Origin of the sequence: Gemmatimonas sp., from assembly GCF_031426495.1 — a bacterium.
Classification (GTDB): Bacteria; Gemmatimonadota; Gemmatimonadetes; order Gemmatimonadales; family Gemmatimonadaceae; genus Gemmatimonas.
The window spans coordinates 84,049-99,679 of sequence record NZ_JANPLK010000078.1 but is presented as its reverse complement, the minus strand read 5'-3'; the positions used below and the strand labels follow the sequence as shown (position 1 = coordinate 99,679).

The 15,631-nt window shown below is 65.6% G+C and carries 12 protein-coding genes; 8 read left to right on the top strand and 4 right to left on the bottom strand.

Translation table 11 applies throughout. The annotated features are described in order from the left end of the window. Positions 1-55 precede the first annotated feature (55 nt). The 4 genes from RMP10_RS19860 to RMP10_RS19845 all read right to left on the bottom strand — a co-directional run bounded on the left by RMP10_RS19860 (position 56) and on the right by RMP10_RS19845 (position 5,279). Entirely contained in the window at positions 56-2,032 is a 1,977-nt protein-coding gene (locus tag RMP10_RS19860; protein ID WP_310571824.1) for a hypothetical protein, read from the bottom strand. A gap of 74 nt (positions 2,033-2,106) precedes the next feature. After that, on the bottom strand, positions 2,107-2,841 hold the full coding sequence (locus RMP10_RS19855; RefSeq protein ID WP_310571823.1) for a DUF305 domain-containing protein: 735 nt from the start codon (positions 2,839-2,841) through the stop codon (positions 2,107-2,109). Between the two features lie 159 nt (positions 2,842-3,000). Beyond that, positions 3,001-4,455, bottom strand: a complete 1,455-nt coding sequence (locus RMP10_RS19850; RefSeq protein WP_310571822.1) for a serine hydrolase domain-containing protein — start codon at positions 4,453-4,455, stop codon at positions 3,001-3,003. Positions 4,456-4,547: 92 nt separating this feature from the next. Further along, positions 4,548-5,279: a hypothetical protein gene (locus RMP10_RS19845; protein WP_309671885.1), complete on the bottom strand. Its 732-nt coding sequence runs from the start codon at positions 5,277-5,279 to the stop codon at positions 4,548-4,550. Between the two features lie 51 nt (positions 5,280-5,330). Between RMP10_RS19845 and RMP10_RS19840 the strand changes: the two genes are divergently transcribed. Genes RMP10_RS19840 through RMP10_RS19805 form a run of 8 tightly spaced genes read left to right on the top strand, consistent with a single transcriptional unit; the run spans position 5,331 to position 15,573 of the window. Continuing rightward, a complete protein-coding gene (locus RMP10_RS19840) occupies positions 5,331-6,569 on the top strand; it encodes an OFA family MFS transporter (RefSeq protein ID WP_310571821.1) in 1,239 nt (412 codons plus the stop codon). Between the two features lie 52 nt (positions 6,570-6,621). Further along, positions 6,622-8,409 carry a DUF885 domain-containing protein gene (locus RMP10_RS19835; protein WP_310571820.1) on the top strand — a complete coding sequence of 596 codons (1,788 nt, stop codon included), beginning with the start codon at positions 6,622-6,624 and terminating at the stop codon, positions 8,407-8,409. Continuing rightward, the gene (locus RMP10_RS19830) at positions 8,406-9,557 is read left to right on the top strand and encodes a Gfo/Idh/MocA family oxidoreductase (RefSeq protein WP_310571819.1); all 1,152 of its coding nucleotides are present in this window, start codon (positions 8,406-8,408) and stop codon (positions 9,555-9,557) included. The genes RMP10_RS19835 and RMP10_RS19830 overlap by 4 nt, the downstream gene beginning before the upstream one ends. A 59-nt stretch (positions 9,558-9,616) precedes the next feature. Beyond that, entirely contained in the window at positions 9,617-11,236 is a 1,620-nt protein-coding gene (locus RMP10_RS19825; protein ID WP_310571818.1) for a DUF885 family protein, read from the top strand. After that, positions 11,233-12,873, top strand: a complete 1,641-nt coding sequence (locus RMP10_RS19820; protein WP_310571817.1) for a peptide ABC transporter substrate-binding protein — start codon at positions 11,233-11,235, stop codon at positions 12,871-12,873. The genes RMP10_RS19825 and RMP10_RS19820 overlap by 4 nt, the downstream gene beginning before the upstream one ends. Beyond that, positions 12,873-13,820 (top strand): ABC transporter permease, encoded by a 948-nt coding sequence (locus tag RMP10_RS19815; protein WP_310571850.1) that lies wholly within the window; start codon positions 12,873-12,875, stop codon positions 13,818-13,820. Before RMP10_RS19820 ends, RMP10_RS19815 begins: the two co-directional genes overlap by 1 nt. After that, positions 13,817-14,620: an ABC transporter permease gene (locus tag RMP10_RS19810; RefSeq protein ID WP_310571816.1), complete on the top strand. Its 804-nt coding sequence runs from the start codon at positions 13,817-13,819 to the stop codon at positions 14,618-14,620. Before RMP10_RS19815 ends, RMP10_RS19810 begins: the two co-directional genes overlap by 4 nt. Beyond that, a complete protein-coding gene (locus RMP10_RS19805) occupies positions 14,620-15,573 on the top strand; it encodes a D-2-hydroxyacid dehydrogenase (RefSeq protein WP_310571815.1) in 954 nt (317 codons plus the stop codon). Before RMP10_RS19810 ends, RMP10_RS19805 begins: the two co-directional genes overlap by 1 nt. Positions 15,574-15,631 lie beyond the last annotated feature (58 nt).

Here is a 15,631-nt window from a genome sequence, read left to right as displayed (position 1 = left end):
CTCCTCTGCTGGAACGGGGGCTGCGTACTCCGTACTCCGTACTCCGTACTCCGTTTTACATCGCCAGCGTCTGCAGATCCTGCAGCGCCTTCTTCAGCAGATCCGTCTTCTTCGGATCGCAGCTACGGCTGGCTTCGACATCCGTCACGAGCTTCGTCAGCGTGGCGTTGCGCGCCGCGCCCGACGTCTTCTCGGCGCTCGAGATCGACGAGCGGATCTCGGAGATCTTCGTCGGCGCCACACAGCCCTTCCGCTCCAGCTGGTCCGTGTACGCCTTCGCGAGCGCAAAGCTGGGCGGCCACGAGATCTTCGGCTGACCCTGCGCGTTCAAGTAATCCCACTTTACCGTGTTCGCCGCGTCGATCTCGTTCTGCGAGATGTACTGACTGGGCACGAGTTCGGCCACGTCGAGACCACGCGCGATCTCCGAGCTCACGATCGATCCGTTGTACCAGTACACCGACCACGAACCGCCCATCGCCATGCGGGTGGAATCCACCGGGCCGCGATCGAACGACGCAATTTCTTTCGGCTGCGACGGGTCCGTCCAGTCGAACACCGAGATGCCGCCCTGGTACCACGACTGCACCATCACGTCGCGGCCCGGGATCGGAATCAGTGAGCCGTTGTGCGCCACGCAGTTTTCGTTCGACGACTGCACGGTCGGAATCTTGTAGTAGCTCTTGAACACGAGCTTCTTGTTCACGATCGAGAAGATCGCGTTGGCACCCCACTCCGGCTTGTCGCCGGCGCGGCACTTGGGCGACGAACCACCGCCCCACTCGTCGGAAAACAGCATCTGCGTGCCGTCGTTGTTGAACGTCGCCGAATGCCAGTATGCGAAGTTCGAGTCGGCCGCGGCATCGAGACGCACCGGAGCCGTCGGGTTGCTGATGTCGAGCAGCAGACCGTGTCCTTCACAGGCGCCGCCAGCCAGTCCGAGCGCCGGGTATACCGTGATGTCGTGACACTGCGAACGCTCGCCACCACGACCACCGCCGCCGGCCGCACCGGCGAACATGCGCGTCACCGCGCCCTGCGCCATGCCGCGTACCGCCGCGCTATCCGCCGCATTAGCGGTCGTGCCGCCACGCGCCTTCATCACGCTGTCGAGCATCGGGCGGATCACCTGCGGGGGCACCACCATCTCGGCGCCCGACTGCGGATTCTTCGCGATGAACGCGCCCGCCGCTTTGGCCGTGGCGAGCGTCTTCGCCGCCGCTTCCTTGTCGGCGTCAGAGAGACCGTGCGCCGGGGCCGCGCTGAGCCCGGCGAAGATGTTGGCGCGACCGACCACCGCGGCCGAGGCCGGGTTGGCGAGCGGCACCTTGATGATCTCGATGCGCAGGCGCGAGGAGTTTGCGTCGCTGGCCGCCACGTCGGCGCATCCCTCGAGTTCACCCGCCGAGCGGATGCCCGACGAACCCGAGACGTAGATGTAGACGTTGTCCTTGTCCTTCGGATCCTCGAGCACCGTGTGCGTGTGCGAACCGCGACACGTCTGCACATTCGCGATCAGCTTCGGATTACGGATATCGCTGATGTCGAACACGCGCACGCCACGCATGCGCTCCTTGCTCACGGGATCAGGCACGCCACCCGGCTTGCAGTCCACGCGGCCGTTGTTCGCTTCGGCCGACATGAACATCAGGTTCTTGTATACCGAGATATCGTTCTGCGACGCGGGGCAGGTGTAGGCCACGACGAGCGTCGGCTTGGCCGGGTTCGAAATGTCCCAGATCACCGGGCCATTGTAGTTACCCTGAATCGCGTACTTGCCGGTGAAGGCGAGGTCGGAGTTCGTGATGCCGAGGAAGCCCGGCGGTGAGACCGCCTTGGCCACGACCTTCATGTTCGAGATCGCTTCGCCGGCGTCGAACAGACCGGCCTTGAGGCCGACGCGTGGATCGTTCATCGGCGTCGGGGCGGTCTTGGGCTTCGACGGCGCGCACGCCGCAAGGCCCAGCAGCGCCACGGCCGCGTACCCGGTGACAACACTCGCCCCGCGACGACGCGGAAGTGCTTCTGACATGTCTGTTCCTGTGTTCAAAAGGTGGTTAGTCCGACAACATCACGTCCAACAGCTCGCCCGCCCGGCGCTTCACGTTACGCCGGCGGCGCGAATCCCATCTCCAACATCATCGTGAACATGCGCTTGATCTCGGTGCTCTGATCGACCTCGACATCGTTCGCGAACTTGAACACCGTTTCGTCCTGCCCCGCGCCCTGCGCCGCGAACAACGTCTTCACCATCGAGACGGCGCCGCGGTGATGCTGAATCATGTAGGTCAGGAACAGCCGGTCGAACTCGGTGCCGCGCGCGGCGTTGAGCTCCTTGAGCTGCGCATCGGTGAGCATGCCCGGCATCGACATTTGGCCCATGGCCATGCCGCCCATTGCCGACATATCGTGGCCAGCCATGGCCGCCATGTCATGCCCCGCACCGCCCATGGTCACGTTGCCGAGGGAATCGACCATCGGCACCGTCTGACGGCGGTCTTTCAGCCACGTCTGCATGATCGTGATCTCATCGGCCTGCGCATTGATGATGCGCGCCGTGAGCCGCTGCACCGACGCGCTTGCGCCATGTGAAGGCGCCCAGCGGGAGATCGTGATCGCCTGCGCGTGGTGGTGGATCATGCCGCTCATGAAGTCCACGTCGGCCTTCACCCAGGGATAGCGCAGGCTGTCGGCGCGCGCGCGCGCGACCGCGCCGGCGTCACCCATCTGAAAGGCGGGACCGGCCGACGAGGCCGACCGCGAGGTCGCGCAGGCCGTCATGACCACGAGCCCGGCGCTCAAGGCAGCCAGGCGGATCGGACGGCGGAGGGAAGGAGGCATCGGTTTGGTCACGTGATGGGACACCGGCCGCGTACAGGAAGGTTGGAATCTGTAAGGGTATAGGGGGAGCGGCCGCGCAGCAATCGACCGATACCGACCATCGCCCGGAAGATCGAGGTCCACCGATCGCCACATCGCAGAACCTGCGGACCACTACCATCACAAAAGCGCCCTTGGACCCGTGGAATTGACGGACGATCTCGCGAGCGCTCGAATGCGCATCAGGGCCGATGCGGCGCAGAGGGTCGCTACCACGAATAGCCACAGCGCGAGGTCCGGGGCGACCGCCGGCAACTCTCGCCATGATGCCGCGAGTAGGCGCGGCGGTACGATCGCCATGACCGCACCCACGGCCAAGTCGAACGCCGCCATCAGCCAGGCTCGGCCTGGGAAAGTGTGCACTGGAGCACGACGTAGTCGCCACAGGCCGCGGACTTGGCTCGCCAGCACGCCGAACAGGACCACGGCAAGCGCTAGCCAGCGTGTACGATGTGGGGACGTGGGCGGCGGGAGCGGGACACCGACAAGGTACGCGGCGATGTCGTCTGCCAACCGGTGACTGGTCGGAGCGAGCGGCATCGGAATCCCCGTAGAGGCATTCGTGAGGACAACCACGCCCCACCCGGAATCCGGCAGCAACACCATCTTTCCACGGAAGTTCGGCGTGATGCCACCGTGATGCACGGCGCGCACTCCACCGATCTTTCCGTCGCGCCACCCGAAGGCATAGGAGAAGCCTTCGGACGGGGCGCCGCCCGTGTGCATCGCCTCCACCGACGCTGAGCTCGCCACGCGCGCGCCCTCGTACCTGCCGGCATTGAGCTGCGCGATCAGGAACTGCGCCATGTCCTGCGCGCTACTGATCAGCGCCGCCGTCGGCAGGCGATCGTGCTCGAAGGGGAGCGTGGTCGCGCGCGGATAGCCGAGCGCATACACGTGTCCCTTCGCCATGCCCTGCGCAATGGCACGCGTCCGATCGGTGTAACTGTGACCCATCTGCAGCGGCGCGAAGATCGATCGCTCGACATAGGTCGCGTACGGCTCGCCTGTGACGGCCTCGATGATCGCACCGAGCACGAGATAGTTCGGACTCGCATACTCATGTCCCGCGCCCGGCGCGCGCGCCAACGCAGTGCCAGCCAATGCGCGGACGTGGTCGGTCAGGGTGCGCGACGCCCCTGCCGCGCGTCGCGCACGTGTGGGAATACCGCTGGTGTGCAGCAGCAGATGCCGGACCGTGATCTGCCTGCTGGCCGTACTGTCGGCCACCCGAAACCACGGCAGATACCGCTGCACCGGCGCATCCAATTCCACGCGCCCGCGGTCTACCAACTGCATGATGGCGAGCGCGGTGAACCCCTTGCTCATCGATCCGAGCGTAAAACTGCTGTTCGGCGTCACGGGGCGACGGTAGCCATCCGTACCAAACCCGCGCACATGCACCACCTGCCCAGCATGCACGATCGCCAGCGACGCGCCGGGCAACCGGTCGGCTCGCATCACCTGCGTCACGAAGGAGTCAACCGCAGCAAAATCCGGCGCGGACTGGGCCTCGAGCGGGTAATTCGACAGCATCAGCGCACTCACGAGAATGGCCAGAGGAAAGCGAGTCATGCGCTCGTCTACGGCGAAACCCGTGTTCAGGTTCCTGAGGTCGTTGGGATCGCAACCGGGGCCCTTGGGATCGCAACGGAAAGGGACGATTCCTATCCGTCGCGCAACGCCAGCGACCGCGATCCCATCACCGTGACCAAGGCCATGCGGCGCAGATGCACCGAATCGGCCGCCGCTACATAGGCTGACGTTTGAGCGGTCGACACCAGCGCCCGCGTGAGCTGCGCCAGTCCGCCGCACACGTAGCGGTTACACAGATTCGAGCGCAGCGCCCGCGGCAGATTGCACCCGGCCGTGGTATGGAACACACACGAGCCCCGGTAGTGACGGGTCGGCAGATGCGACGCGTACCGCGCCTCCAGCGACTCGGGCGTGACCGTCTCGCCGTCGTCGGTCAGCTGGGCGCGCACCCGCATGATGCTGTCAGCGTGCAGAAAGCCGTGCGTGCCGCCGGCAGTGCAGCACTCGCCGCGGCAGGTACCACAGCTCGCGCCGATGAGATCGGGCATCGCCGGGATCGACGCGGGCAGCGCCCAGCCGGCGTCTTCGCGCGCCTGCGTCGCTTCCGCACTCATCGGTGCGCTATTGTCCCGCACCGCCTCGAGGAAAGCCTCGGCGATCGTGCCGCGCAACTTGTCCAGAAACGCGTCGCGCGACTCCTCGGGGAGCTCGGTCGTGTTGCGCGAGTTCGCCGGCAGCAGGATCACCGGCAACTCCGGCAATCCGTGTTCGGCGCGATCGGCGAGGGCGATCTGTTCGGCCTGCGTGGTGAGACGGGCATTCCGGGCCCGCTGGGCCGCGATCGGACTTTCGCGCGAAGACATCTCGCAAGCTACCCGGCACGGATCGGGCGCCGATATGGTTGATTCCGCCATATGTCGAAATCCCGCTGGCCGATCCCCCTCGGCGCCGTCCTCGTTCATCTGGGCATCGGCTCGGTGTACGCCTGGAGCACGCTCAACCGCCCGATCATCGCCGCGCTCCCCCCGCAGCCGTGGTGGGGAAGCCCACCGTACACCACGTTCACCGCCGCGCTCGTGCTGCTCGGCCTGAGCGCGGCGACCATGGGACCGTGGGTGGAACGGCGTGGCGCGCGGGTCGCGGCCAAAACGTCGGCCATGTTCTTTGCGGGCGGACTCGCGCTGGGCGGGCTTGGCCTGCTCTGGCAGCAACCGCTGCTGGTGTTTCTGGGGCTGGGCATCCTCTGTGGCATCGGCTGCGGGATTGGGTACATCGCGCCGGTAAGCACGCTGGTGAAGTGGTTCCCCGAGCGACGCGGTATGGCCACCGGGTTCGCCATCATGGGCTTCGGCGGCGGCGCGTTTCTGGGTGGTTATGCGAATGCCTTTCTGATTGAACAGCTGGGTGTGGCGCGCACCCTGTTCGTCTTGAGCGGCGTGTACTTCGCCCTGATGTCGGCCGGCGCTCAGCTGCTGCGTCCCGCGCCCGAGGTGCACCGCGGCGTCACCATGCCGATCGCGACCGGACTCACCCGCAGTGAAGCAATCCGAACCCCGCAGTTCCTGCTGCTCTGGGGCATGCTGTGTGTGAACGTCACGGCCGGCATCGGCATTCTTGCCCAGGCGTCGCCCATGATGCAGGACCTCTTTGGCCGCACACCCAAGCAGGCCGCCGCCGTGGTCGCGGTGATCAGTCTGTCCAATGCCGGCGGACGTCTGCTCTGGTCGAGCGCCTCGGATCTGCTGGGTCGCCGTGCCACATATCTCCTGTTCTTCGCCGTGCAGTTCGCACTGTTTCTGGCGATTCCGCGCTTTGCCCAGGCGGGCGCGTGGTGGCCGTTCCTCGCCTGCCTCCTCACGGTGTTCACGATGTACGGCGGCGGATTCGCCACCATGCCGGCGTTTCTGGCCGACCTGTTCGGTGCGCGGAACGTGGGCGCCATTCACGGGGCCGTGCTCACCGCGTGGAGTGTGGCCGCCGTGATGGGACCGGTAATCATCACGCAGTTGTCGGAACGCGCCCGTGCGGCGCTGGCCCCGGGCGCCCCCCGCGTCCACATCTACGATCAACCGCTCATGCTGCTGGCCGGCTTGCTGGTCGTGGGACTGGTGCTCACGCTGGCGGTGAAACCGCTGCCCAGCGCGACGAAATAACGCCCGTCCGCGCGATTGCGAAGGGGGGAGATCGGTCGCAGGTTAAGCCGCGATGCGAACTCCCAAACGACTCGCCGCGCTCGCGCTGCTCTCGCTCGCCGCTGCCGGCATGGCGTCCGGCACCGCCTGCGCCCCCGCCGCCGACACGGCCGACACGGCCGACACGCCCCCGACCACGGCCGGATTCGTGCCGTTCGTGGACCGCTACCTCGACGGCTTCGCGCGCCGTCATCCCTCGATCGCGGCCGGCAACGGCTTGCATGATCACGATGATCTGCTCGACGACTTTTCCGCGCCGGCCATCGCCGCCGAAATCGCTGCGCTGAAGACGGCAGCGGCCGAGCTCGCGGCGTTCAGCGACTCGTCCCTCACGCCCGACGAGCGCGTGGACAAGCGCATTCTCGCCGGCGTGATCGACGGCTGGCTGCTTGAACAGGAAACGCTCGAGAACTGGAAGCGCAATCCGATGACGTACGCCAGTGCGTTGTCCGACGGCGTGCACAATCTGATGACGATGGAGAACGACGCGGCGCCGGTGCGCATGCGTCGCATCATCGCCAAGCTCGCCGGTGTGTCGGCATTTCTACAGGCGGCGCGCACCAACATCGTCAACCCGCCCCGAATCTTCGCCGAACGCGGACTCGGCATGATGCGCGGCGCGTCCACGATGCTCACCACCGACCTGCCCGTCGCCTTCGCCGCAGAGAAAGGCACGCCGCTCATGGATTCGTTGCTGAGCGCGGCCGCGGTCGCCGCGCGCGAGATCGACGCATATACCGCCGACTTCGAAAAGACAGTGCTGCCCACCGCCAACGGCGAGTGGAAGATCGGCGGTGACGCCGTGGCGCGACGCTATCGCTCGGAAGAACTGATCGACGTGCCGCTGGCCGATCTCGCCGCGCTCGGCGAGCGCGAGCTCAAGAGCGCGCAGGAGCGCTTCCGCGCCGCCGCGCTGCGATTGGCGCCGAGCGCCGACCCGCAGGCCACGTGGCTCACGATCCGTCGCAATCATCCGAAGCGCGGCGACGTGGTGGCAGCGGCGCAGGCTATTGTGGATTCAGTCACGCGCTTCATCGCGGCCAAAAATCTGGCCGTGGTGCCCAATGGCGAACGCGTGGTCGTCAAACCCGCCCAGCCATTCTCGCTGGGCTTCGCCTCGATGCACGCGTCGCCGCCGCTCGAGAAGACGCCGGTGCAGAGCTACTACTATATCACGGATGCCGACTCGGCCGACGCCCCCGCCGTGCAGGAAGCATGGCTGGAACGTTTCAACTTCGCATCGCTGGCGATTACATCGGCCCATGAGGCCATGCCGGGACATTGGTTGCACTCGGTCCACATGCGCGAAACACCAGGGAAGATCCGTCGTATCTGGATCGGCCTGAACCCGTTTCCGCAGCCATCATCCGGCCAAGACGGGTGGGCGCACTACTCGGAAGAGCTGGTCGTCGAGCAGGGCTTCATGAACGGCGACCCGCGCTACGAGATGGCCCAGCTCAGCGACGCCCTCACGCGCATCTGCCGGTTGCTGTCGGGCATCCGCCTGCACACCGGCGCATGGACACTTGAACAGGCACAAGCCTGCTTCGAGCAGCAGGCCTACGTCGCGCCTCCGGCAGCCAAGCGCGAAGCGCAGCGTGGTACGTACGACCCCACCTACGGCGGCTACTTCCTGGGCAAGCGCGGCATGCTCACGTTGCGGCGCGATGTGAAGGCCGCCCAAGGCGACAAGTTCAACCTTCGCGATTTCCACGAACGCGTCATGAAGAACGGCATCGCGCCGATCTGGGCGCACCGGCAGCTGTTGTTGCCGGGTGACACCTCACGGGTAATTCAGTGACCGTCAGTAACGACATCGTTCGTGTTGGAGTGCTCGGCGCCGGTGCCTGGGCGCAGTTCGCGCACCTTCCTGGTTGGAAGCGCGATCCGCGCTGCACCATCGTCGCCATCGCCGATCCCATCGTTGAACGCGCCCGCGAGTTCGCGGCGCAGTTCGACATTCCGAACGTGTATGCCACGCATGCAGAGCTCCTCGCGCGTACCGATATCGATGTAGTCGACGTGTGCACGCCCAGCGCAACGCACTTTGCGCTGAGCTGCGCGGCGCTCGAAGCCGGCAAACACGTGCTATGCGAGAAGCCGGTGGCCTATGATTTCACGGAAACGCGACGCGCGGCAGCATTGGCGGCCAGCAAAGGTCTGAAGACTAAGCTCGGATTTACCTTTCGTTACTCGCCGGCCATGCGCTACATGAAAGCGCTGATCGACGAGGGCTACATCGGCACGCCCTTCATTTTCAACGGCTACGAGCAGAATTCGCAGTGGCTCGATCCGCAGACACCGTTGCGTCAGGTCGATCATGAGGCCGACCAGACCGAGATTCACGTGTCGTCGCTGGAAGGCTACGGCGCACCGATCATGGACATCGGGCATCTCTTCATGGGCAGTCGCTTCAAGTCAGTGGTGGGCACGATGAAGAACTTCATCCCCGAACGCATGGTGCGCGCGACCGGCACCATGATGCGCATGAATATCGACGACGGCGACATATTTATCGGTGAGTTCGAGAACGGCGGCATCGGCTCCATTCAAACCAGCTTCGTGACCGTAGGCAACTATCCCGGCATCGAAGCGCGCGTCTATGGCAGCAAGGGCGCGCTGATCTGCCGTCTCGTCGAGGAGAATGGCATCTGTGAAACGCTGAAAGGGGCCACCGCCGACTCCGTGGAGTTCAAGGAGCTCGAGATTCCGCAGCGCTTCTACCCGGCGGGTGGCAGCGCGCGTGAATCATGGCGTTCGCTGTTCTACGCGAATCTGATCGGCTCGTTCATCTCCGAGATCCGTGGCGAAGTGGAAGGCAACGAGGGCAACTTCGAAGATGGTGCGCACGTGCAGGAGCTCATCAACGCCGTCGAGCGTTCGTTCCGGGAACGGCGCTGGGTGAACATTCCGCTCGAACAGCCTCCAGTCGCGGGATCGGCATCCTGATTCACGACACGACCGCTGCACTCGACCGCTTTTTCTCGCACTACTTCGCGCGCAATCCCGTGAACGCGACGTTCACGGGACTGCACACGCACGACCATCGTCTCCCCGATTGGTCGCGCGAAGCGCGTGACACCGAAGTGGCCGAGCTGGCCGAGTTGCACGACGCGCTCTTCAGCGCCTCGCCGCACCGCAGCGACGCCACCCTCGCGGTCGATATCGACGCCGTCGACGCCGAGCTGGCGCGCGCCAACATCGATGTCCGCATTCTCGAAACGCAAAGCCGCTTCTTCCACGACCGGAATCCCGTGCTCTGGACCGGCGAGGCGATCTTCAGCGTTGTCTCGCTCTTGCTGCGTCCCACGCAACCGATGTCGTCGTGCACCGCGTCGATCAAGAAACGGCTTCGCACCATCCCGGCGTTTCTTGGCGCGATGCCGGCCGCACTCACGGAGCCGGTACCCGCGATCTGGATCGATCGTGCCACCCGCGAGGCGCGCGTGTTCGCGGCGTTTCTGCGGGGGCCGCTGCGCCTCTGGTGCGACGAGCACGAGATCGACAGTGCCGAACGTCAGTCGATTGCCGAGGCGGCGGAGGATGCCGCAAAGGCCTTCGACGTGGCCGCGCACTGGCTGTTCCTGTTGCCACACGACGTGCAGTCGGGCTACACGATCGGCGTCGACTCGTACGACCTCTTGTTACAGCGCGGCCATTTTTGCGCGCAGTCGTCGGCCGAGCTGCTGCAACGCGTGCTTGGCGACATGGCCGCCGCCAAGGCGCGCTTCCACGCCCTCGCGACCGAGATCGCCGGCTCTCCCGAGGCACTCGGCGCGAAGCTTGCCGATGATCGCCCGGCCGAGGCCGACTATCTCGCCACCTTCACATCGCAGTTTGACGCGTGTCGCGCGCTCGCCCTGTCGCACGATCAGGTGGACTGGCCCGATTGGCCGCTGCGCTACGTGCCCATTCCGGTGTGGGCCCGCGACATCGCACCGCAGCTGTACTTCTTGTTCTATCGCTCGCCGGCACCGTACGAACCCCGCCCCGAGCACCGGTATCTGGTAACACCCGTTGATGACAGCATTGCGCCGGACGAGCGGGAACGCCGGCTGAAGGCGTGGAACCACAGTACCATCACGCTCAATCACGTCGTGCATCACGGCGCGCTCGGACATCATGTACAGAACGGCCACGCGACGCATCGCTCGCACTCACGAGTCGGCAAGGTGGCTGCGGTTGACTGCGCGAGTCGTATCGGCATGTTCCTGGGCGGCTCCATGGCCGAAGGCTGGGCCTGCTACGCCACCGAGCTCGCCGACGAACTCGGATTTCTCACACCGCTCGAGCGCGCCGCCGAGCAGCAGAGCCGCGTGCGCATGCTGGCGCGCGCGATCGTCGACATCCGCCTGCACACAGGCGAGTTCACCTTCGCCGACGCGGTGGCGTACTACGTGCAGGAAGTCAGTATGCCGGAAGGCGTCGCCGTCGGCGAAGCCACCAAGAACTCGATGTTCCCCTGCACCGCCGTAATGTACTGGCTGGGAACGCAGGGCATTCTCGATCTGCGGGACACCATGCGCCAGCGTGCGGACTACTCGCCGCGGCACTTTCATGACGCACTTCTGAGCCGGGGATCGATTCCCGTGGCGCTCGCGGCGCGACTTCTCACGGCAACTTCATGATGCGTTGGTCGGTACGCTTGTCCCGTCGCTCAACTCCCTTCGCGGCCTTTGGCGTGGCCGCCGCACTGTGCGCATCACTCGTGGCGTGCGGCGGAGAGACCTCCCGTGGTGGACCGTCGAATGATCTGCTCATCGTGGGCTACGACCGTGAGCCCGATACCATGAACCGCTACGCCACGCACATCCTCGAGGACATCGAGTCGTGCGTGGTGGAAGGACTTGTCACCAACGACGAGGAAATGAAGGTGATTCCCGTGCTCGCCGCCGAGATCCCGACCACGGAGAATGGTGGCGTGGTGGTGCGTCCTGATGGCGGCATGGATGTCACGTGGAAACTGCGTCCCGGCGTGAAGTGGCACGACGGCGTGTCACATACGTCAGCCGATGTGAAGTTCACGGTGGACGCCATCAACAAAGGTGACTGGAAGCCCGAGAGCGTGGACGGATTCGATCGTATCTCGTCGGTCGACACGCCCGACTCGCTCACGGCGATCGTGCACTACAAGGAAGTGTACGCGCCCTATCAACTGCAGTTCGTGCGCGGGACGCTGCCGAAGCATGTGTTGGCAGGGCGTGATCTCAACACGGCCAATGATTACAATCGCGCCCCGCTCGGCACCGGTCCGTACAAGGTCAAGGAATGGAAGACGGGCGAGTACATCCTGCTCGAACGCGCCGAGGGCTACTGGCGTGGCGCGCAGTATCCCAAGATCAAGCAGCTGCTCTTCCGCTTTCTCACGAACACCACCACGCGCATCAACCTCCTCAAGTCGGGCGAGGTGCACATGGTCGCCCTCGTGGCGTGGGACAAGGTGCGCGAGCTGGAGTCCATCGCGGGTCTTCGGATGAATCGCGTGGTCGGCAATGGCTACGAGCACGTCACGCTTAACCAGAAGCACTTCACGCCCTTCGCCGATGTGAAGGTGCGACAGGCGATGGCCCATGCCGTGAACCGCGATCTGCTCGTGCGCACGATTCTCGACGGACAGGTGAAAGTGGTGAACGGTCCGATTCAGCCGCTGTCCGCCGCTTATGAACCCAAGGTGCCCACGTACGGATTCGATCCGGAGCGCGCACGCACGCTCCTCACCGACGCGGGATGGACGCCAAGCGCCGATGGCATCCGCATGAAGGACGGCAAGCGACTCGCGTTCACGCTGATCACGCAGTCGGGCTTCGCAATCCGTGAGAATGTGTCGCAAGCGTTGCAGCAGGCGTTTCGCGACGTTGGCGCCGAGATGACGGTGAAGCTGCTCGATGGCACGACCATCAGCAGCGTGTGGTTCGCGGGTGACTTCGACGCGATGCTGCACTGGTGGCAGATGGGTGCCGACCCCGAGCTCACGCTCTTCTTCGCCGGCGATCGCATGCCGCCGGCTGGACGCAACATCAACTACGTCAACGACGCCGAGCTGTCATCGTTGCTGTATCGCTCCGATCGTACCGCCGACGTGGCGCAGCGCAACGAGTTGTTGCGTGAAGCGCAGCGACGTATCGCGGCGCTCGCGCCGGAGATCGTGCTGTACAACACCGCCAAGGTGGATGCCGTACCGAAGTCGCTGAAGGGCTTCACCGGCAATCCGACCAACGCCGGCCCGTTCTGGAATGTGTACCGGTGGGAGATCGGCACGCCGTGATGGGTGGCATGATCGTGCGGCGGGTGCTGCAGAGTATTCCGCTGCTGGTCCTCATCTCGGTGCTGGTGTTCGCCCTGTTGCAGGCGGTGCCCGGCGGTCCGCTGGCGGCCTATCTCGAGAATCCGAATGTCCGGCCGCAGGACATCGAACGCCTACGCGCCGCGATGGGGCTCGATCGTCCGCTGGCGGCGCAGTACTTCTCGTGGCTTTCGGCATTCGTGCGCGGCGACTGGGGCTACAGTTTTGCCGACGGCCGTCCCGTGCTCGACCGCGTGATCGAGCGCGTGCCCGCCACCCTCGAACTGGTGGGCGCGAGTACGCTGCTGGCGCTCTGTCTCGCGCTGCCGGTCGGCGTGCTGGCGTCGGTGCATCGCCTGTTCGATCGCATCACCTCGTTTGGTGCCGTAGCGGGCATCTCCCTGCCGGTGTTCTGGTTCGGCTTGCTACTGCAGCTGGTCTTCGCGATCACGCTGGGCTGGTTGCCGTCGTCGGGTCGCGCGTCGTTCGGCGCCAGTTCGTTCGCCGATCGTATCGCACACCTCGTGCTCCCGGTGGTTGTACTCGCTGCCGTGCAGGCGGCGGCATGGTCGCGCTATCTGCGCCGGGCCATGCGCGAAACGATTGGCCGGCCGTTCATGAATGCGGCACGGGTGCGCGGCGTCTCCGAGCGCGGCGTCCTGTTGCGTCATGCGCTGCCCAATGCGCTCGGCCCGTTCATTACCGTCGTGCTGCTCGACGCCGCGATGATGGCGTCTGGTGCGGTCGTCACCGAGAGCGTGTTCGCGTGGCCCGGCGTGGGCAGTTTGTTCACCGAGTCGCTCGTCAAGCGCGATTATCCCGTGCTGATGGCCTTTCTCATGTGCGGCGCGATCGCGGTGATGGTGCTCAACCTCTTGGCCGATATCGCGGTGCGCACCATCGACCCGCGCACTCGGGGCACCCTATGAAGGCGGGACCTCGAGGCGGCTTGCTCTTTCTCGCCACGCTCGTGGTGGCGTCGCTGCTGGCCCCGTATCTGGCGCCATTCGCCGCCGATGCGCTCGACCTCGCCAACCGTCGCGCCGCGCCGTCGTTGGTGCATTGGTTCGGCACCGATGAACTCGGGCGCGACGTGCTCACGCGCGTACTGGTGGGCGCTCGCGTCTCGCTCGCGATTGGCGTGTTGTCGGCACTCATGAGCGCAGCAATCGGTGTCGCCGTCGGCGCGGTGGCCGGATACGCCGGTCGCTTGGTCGACGATGTGCTCATGCGCGCCACCGATGCGATGCTCGCCATTCCGCGTCTTCCGCTGCTTATGCTGGGCGCGGCTGTGCTGCAGCCGGGCGTGCCGATGCTGATCCTGTTGGTCGCTGCCGCTGGATGGATGGAAACGGCGCGGGTGGTCCGCGCCGAAGTGCAGTCGTTGTCGTCGCTCGATTTCGTGCAGGCCGCGCGGGCGATTGGTGCGAATCCGGTGGCGGTGATCGTGCGCCACATCGTCCCCGGCATCATTCCCGCGGCCACGGTTGCCACCACGCTGGCCATCGGGCGCGGCATTCTGCTGGAAAGCACGATGAGCTTCTTCGGCGTCGGCGTGCAGCCGCCGACGGCCAGCTGGGGCAACATGTTGTATCAGGCGCAGACGGCGATGACCAGCGAGCCCTGGCTCGCCATCTTCCCTGGTCTGTTCATCTTTGCCACGGTGCTCGCCTGCAATGCGGTCGGCGACGCCATCGGTTCGTCTCCGACTCAACGCCAACTCGCCTGATGACCTTCCCGCTTCCGTTTGCTCCGCGTCGCATCGCCATCGGCGCTAACGCGCATGCCGGAATCGCCGACTCGATTCGCGCGCGTCGTCCCGACCTCGAACTGCGTGGCAAGGTGTTTACCGACATCTCGGCCGATGACCTCGAGTGGGCCGAGGCCTATATCGGCTTCAAGCGGCCACCGTCGGTGTCGGATATGGGCAACGTGCGCTGGATCCAGTGCACGGGCGCTGGCGTCGATTCGTGGATGGCGTCCGATCTCGATCCGTCCATCCTGCTCACCCGCAGCCCAGAGTCGTTCGGTCCGATGATCGCCGAATGGGCGGTGTCACGCATCTTCGCCATTCAGCTGCAGGTCCTGGAGTTGGCCGAAGCACAGCGCGAGCGACGCTGGGCGCCACGCGACATCGCGCGGGTGGCCGGCACGCACGCACTCGTCGTCGGCACCGGGGATATCGGCCGCGCCATCGCGACCTCGCTGCACGCGCTGGGTGTGCACGTGACCGGCGCTTCGCGCCGCGGTACGGCAAACAGCGCGGCGTTCAGTGCGGTGTATGCGTCGAGTGAACTCGCGAATCTGGTGGGCAGCGCCGACTGGATCGTGGTAGCCGTGCCCGACACGCCGGCCTCGCGCGGACTGATTTCACGCGAGGTGCTGTCGCGCTGTCAGGGTGCGGTGCTGCTGAATGCCGGCCGCGGCTCCGTCGTCGAGGAGACCGCGCTGCCGGAAGCGCTCGACAACGGCTGGCTCCGCGGTGCCGCGCTCGATGTGTTCGCCACAGAGCCATTGCCCGCCGACTCGCCGCTCTGGACCGATCCGCGCGTGTTGGTGTCGCCGCATATCTCGGGGCTCACGACGATCGACGGCGCCGCGCACGGGTTTCTCGAGTGTCTCGCATCGCTCGAGCGTGGCGAACTGCCGACGTGGGTGGTCGACCGCGAACGGGGCTACTGACGCGCGTCGTGCGCGGCGTCGTGCGCGGCGTCGTGCGCGGCATGGTGGCCGGCGTCGT

Coding starts and splice junctions, on each gene's coding strand:
- RMP10_RS19850 (WP_310571822.1), bottom strand. CDS start 4,455: ATGACTCGCTTTCCTCTGGCCATTCTCGTGAGTGCGCTGATGCTGTCG.
- RMP10_RS19855 (WP_310571823.1), bottom strand. CDS start 2,841: ATGCCTCCTTCCCTCCGCCGTCCGATCCGCCTGGCTGCCTTGAGCGCC.
- RMP10_RS19805 (WP_310571815.1), top strand. CDS start 14,620: ATGACCTTCCCGCTTCCGTTTGCTCCGCGTCGCATCGCCATCGGCGCT.
- RMP10_RS19860 (WP_310571824.1), bottom strand. CDS start 2,032: ATGTCAGAAGCACTTCCGCGTCGTCGCGGGGCGAGTGTTGTCACCGGG.
- RMP10_RS19815 (WP_310571850.1), top strand. CDS start 12,873: ATGGGTGGCATGATCGTGCGGCGGGTGCTGCAGAGTATTCCGCTGCTG.
- RMP10_RS19840 (WP_310571821.1), top strand. CDS start 5,331: ATGTCGAAATCCCGCTGGCCGATCCCCCTCGGCGCCGTCCTCGTTCAT.
- RMP10_RS19835 (WP_310571820.1), top strand. CDS start 6,622: ATGCGAACTCCCAAACGACTCGCCGCGCTCGCGCTGCTCTCGCTCGCC.
- RMP10_RS19820 (WP_310571817.1), top strand. CDS start 11,233: ATGATGCGTTGGTCGGTACGCTTGTCCCGTCGCTCAACTCCCTTCGCG.
- RMP10_RS19845 (WP_309671885.1), bottom strand. CDS start 5,279: ATGTCTTCGCGCGAAAGTCCGATCGCGGCCCAGCGGGCCCGGAATGCC.
- RMP10_RS19810 (WP_310571816.1), top strand. CDS start 13,817: ATGAAGGCGGGACCTCGAGGCGGCTTGCTCTTTCTCGCCACGCTCGTG.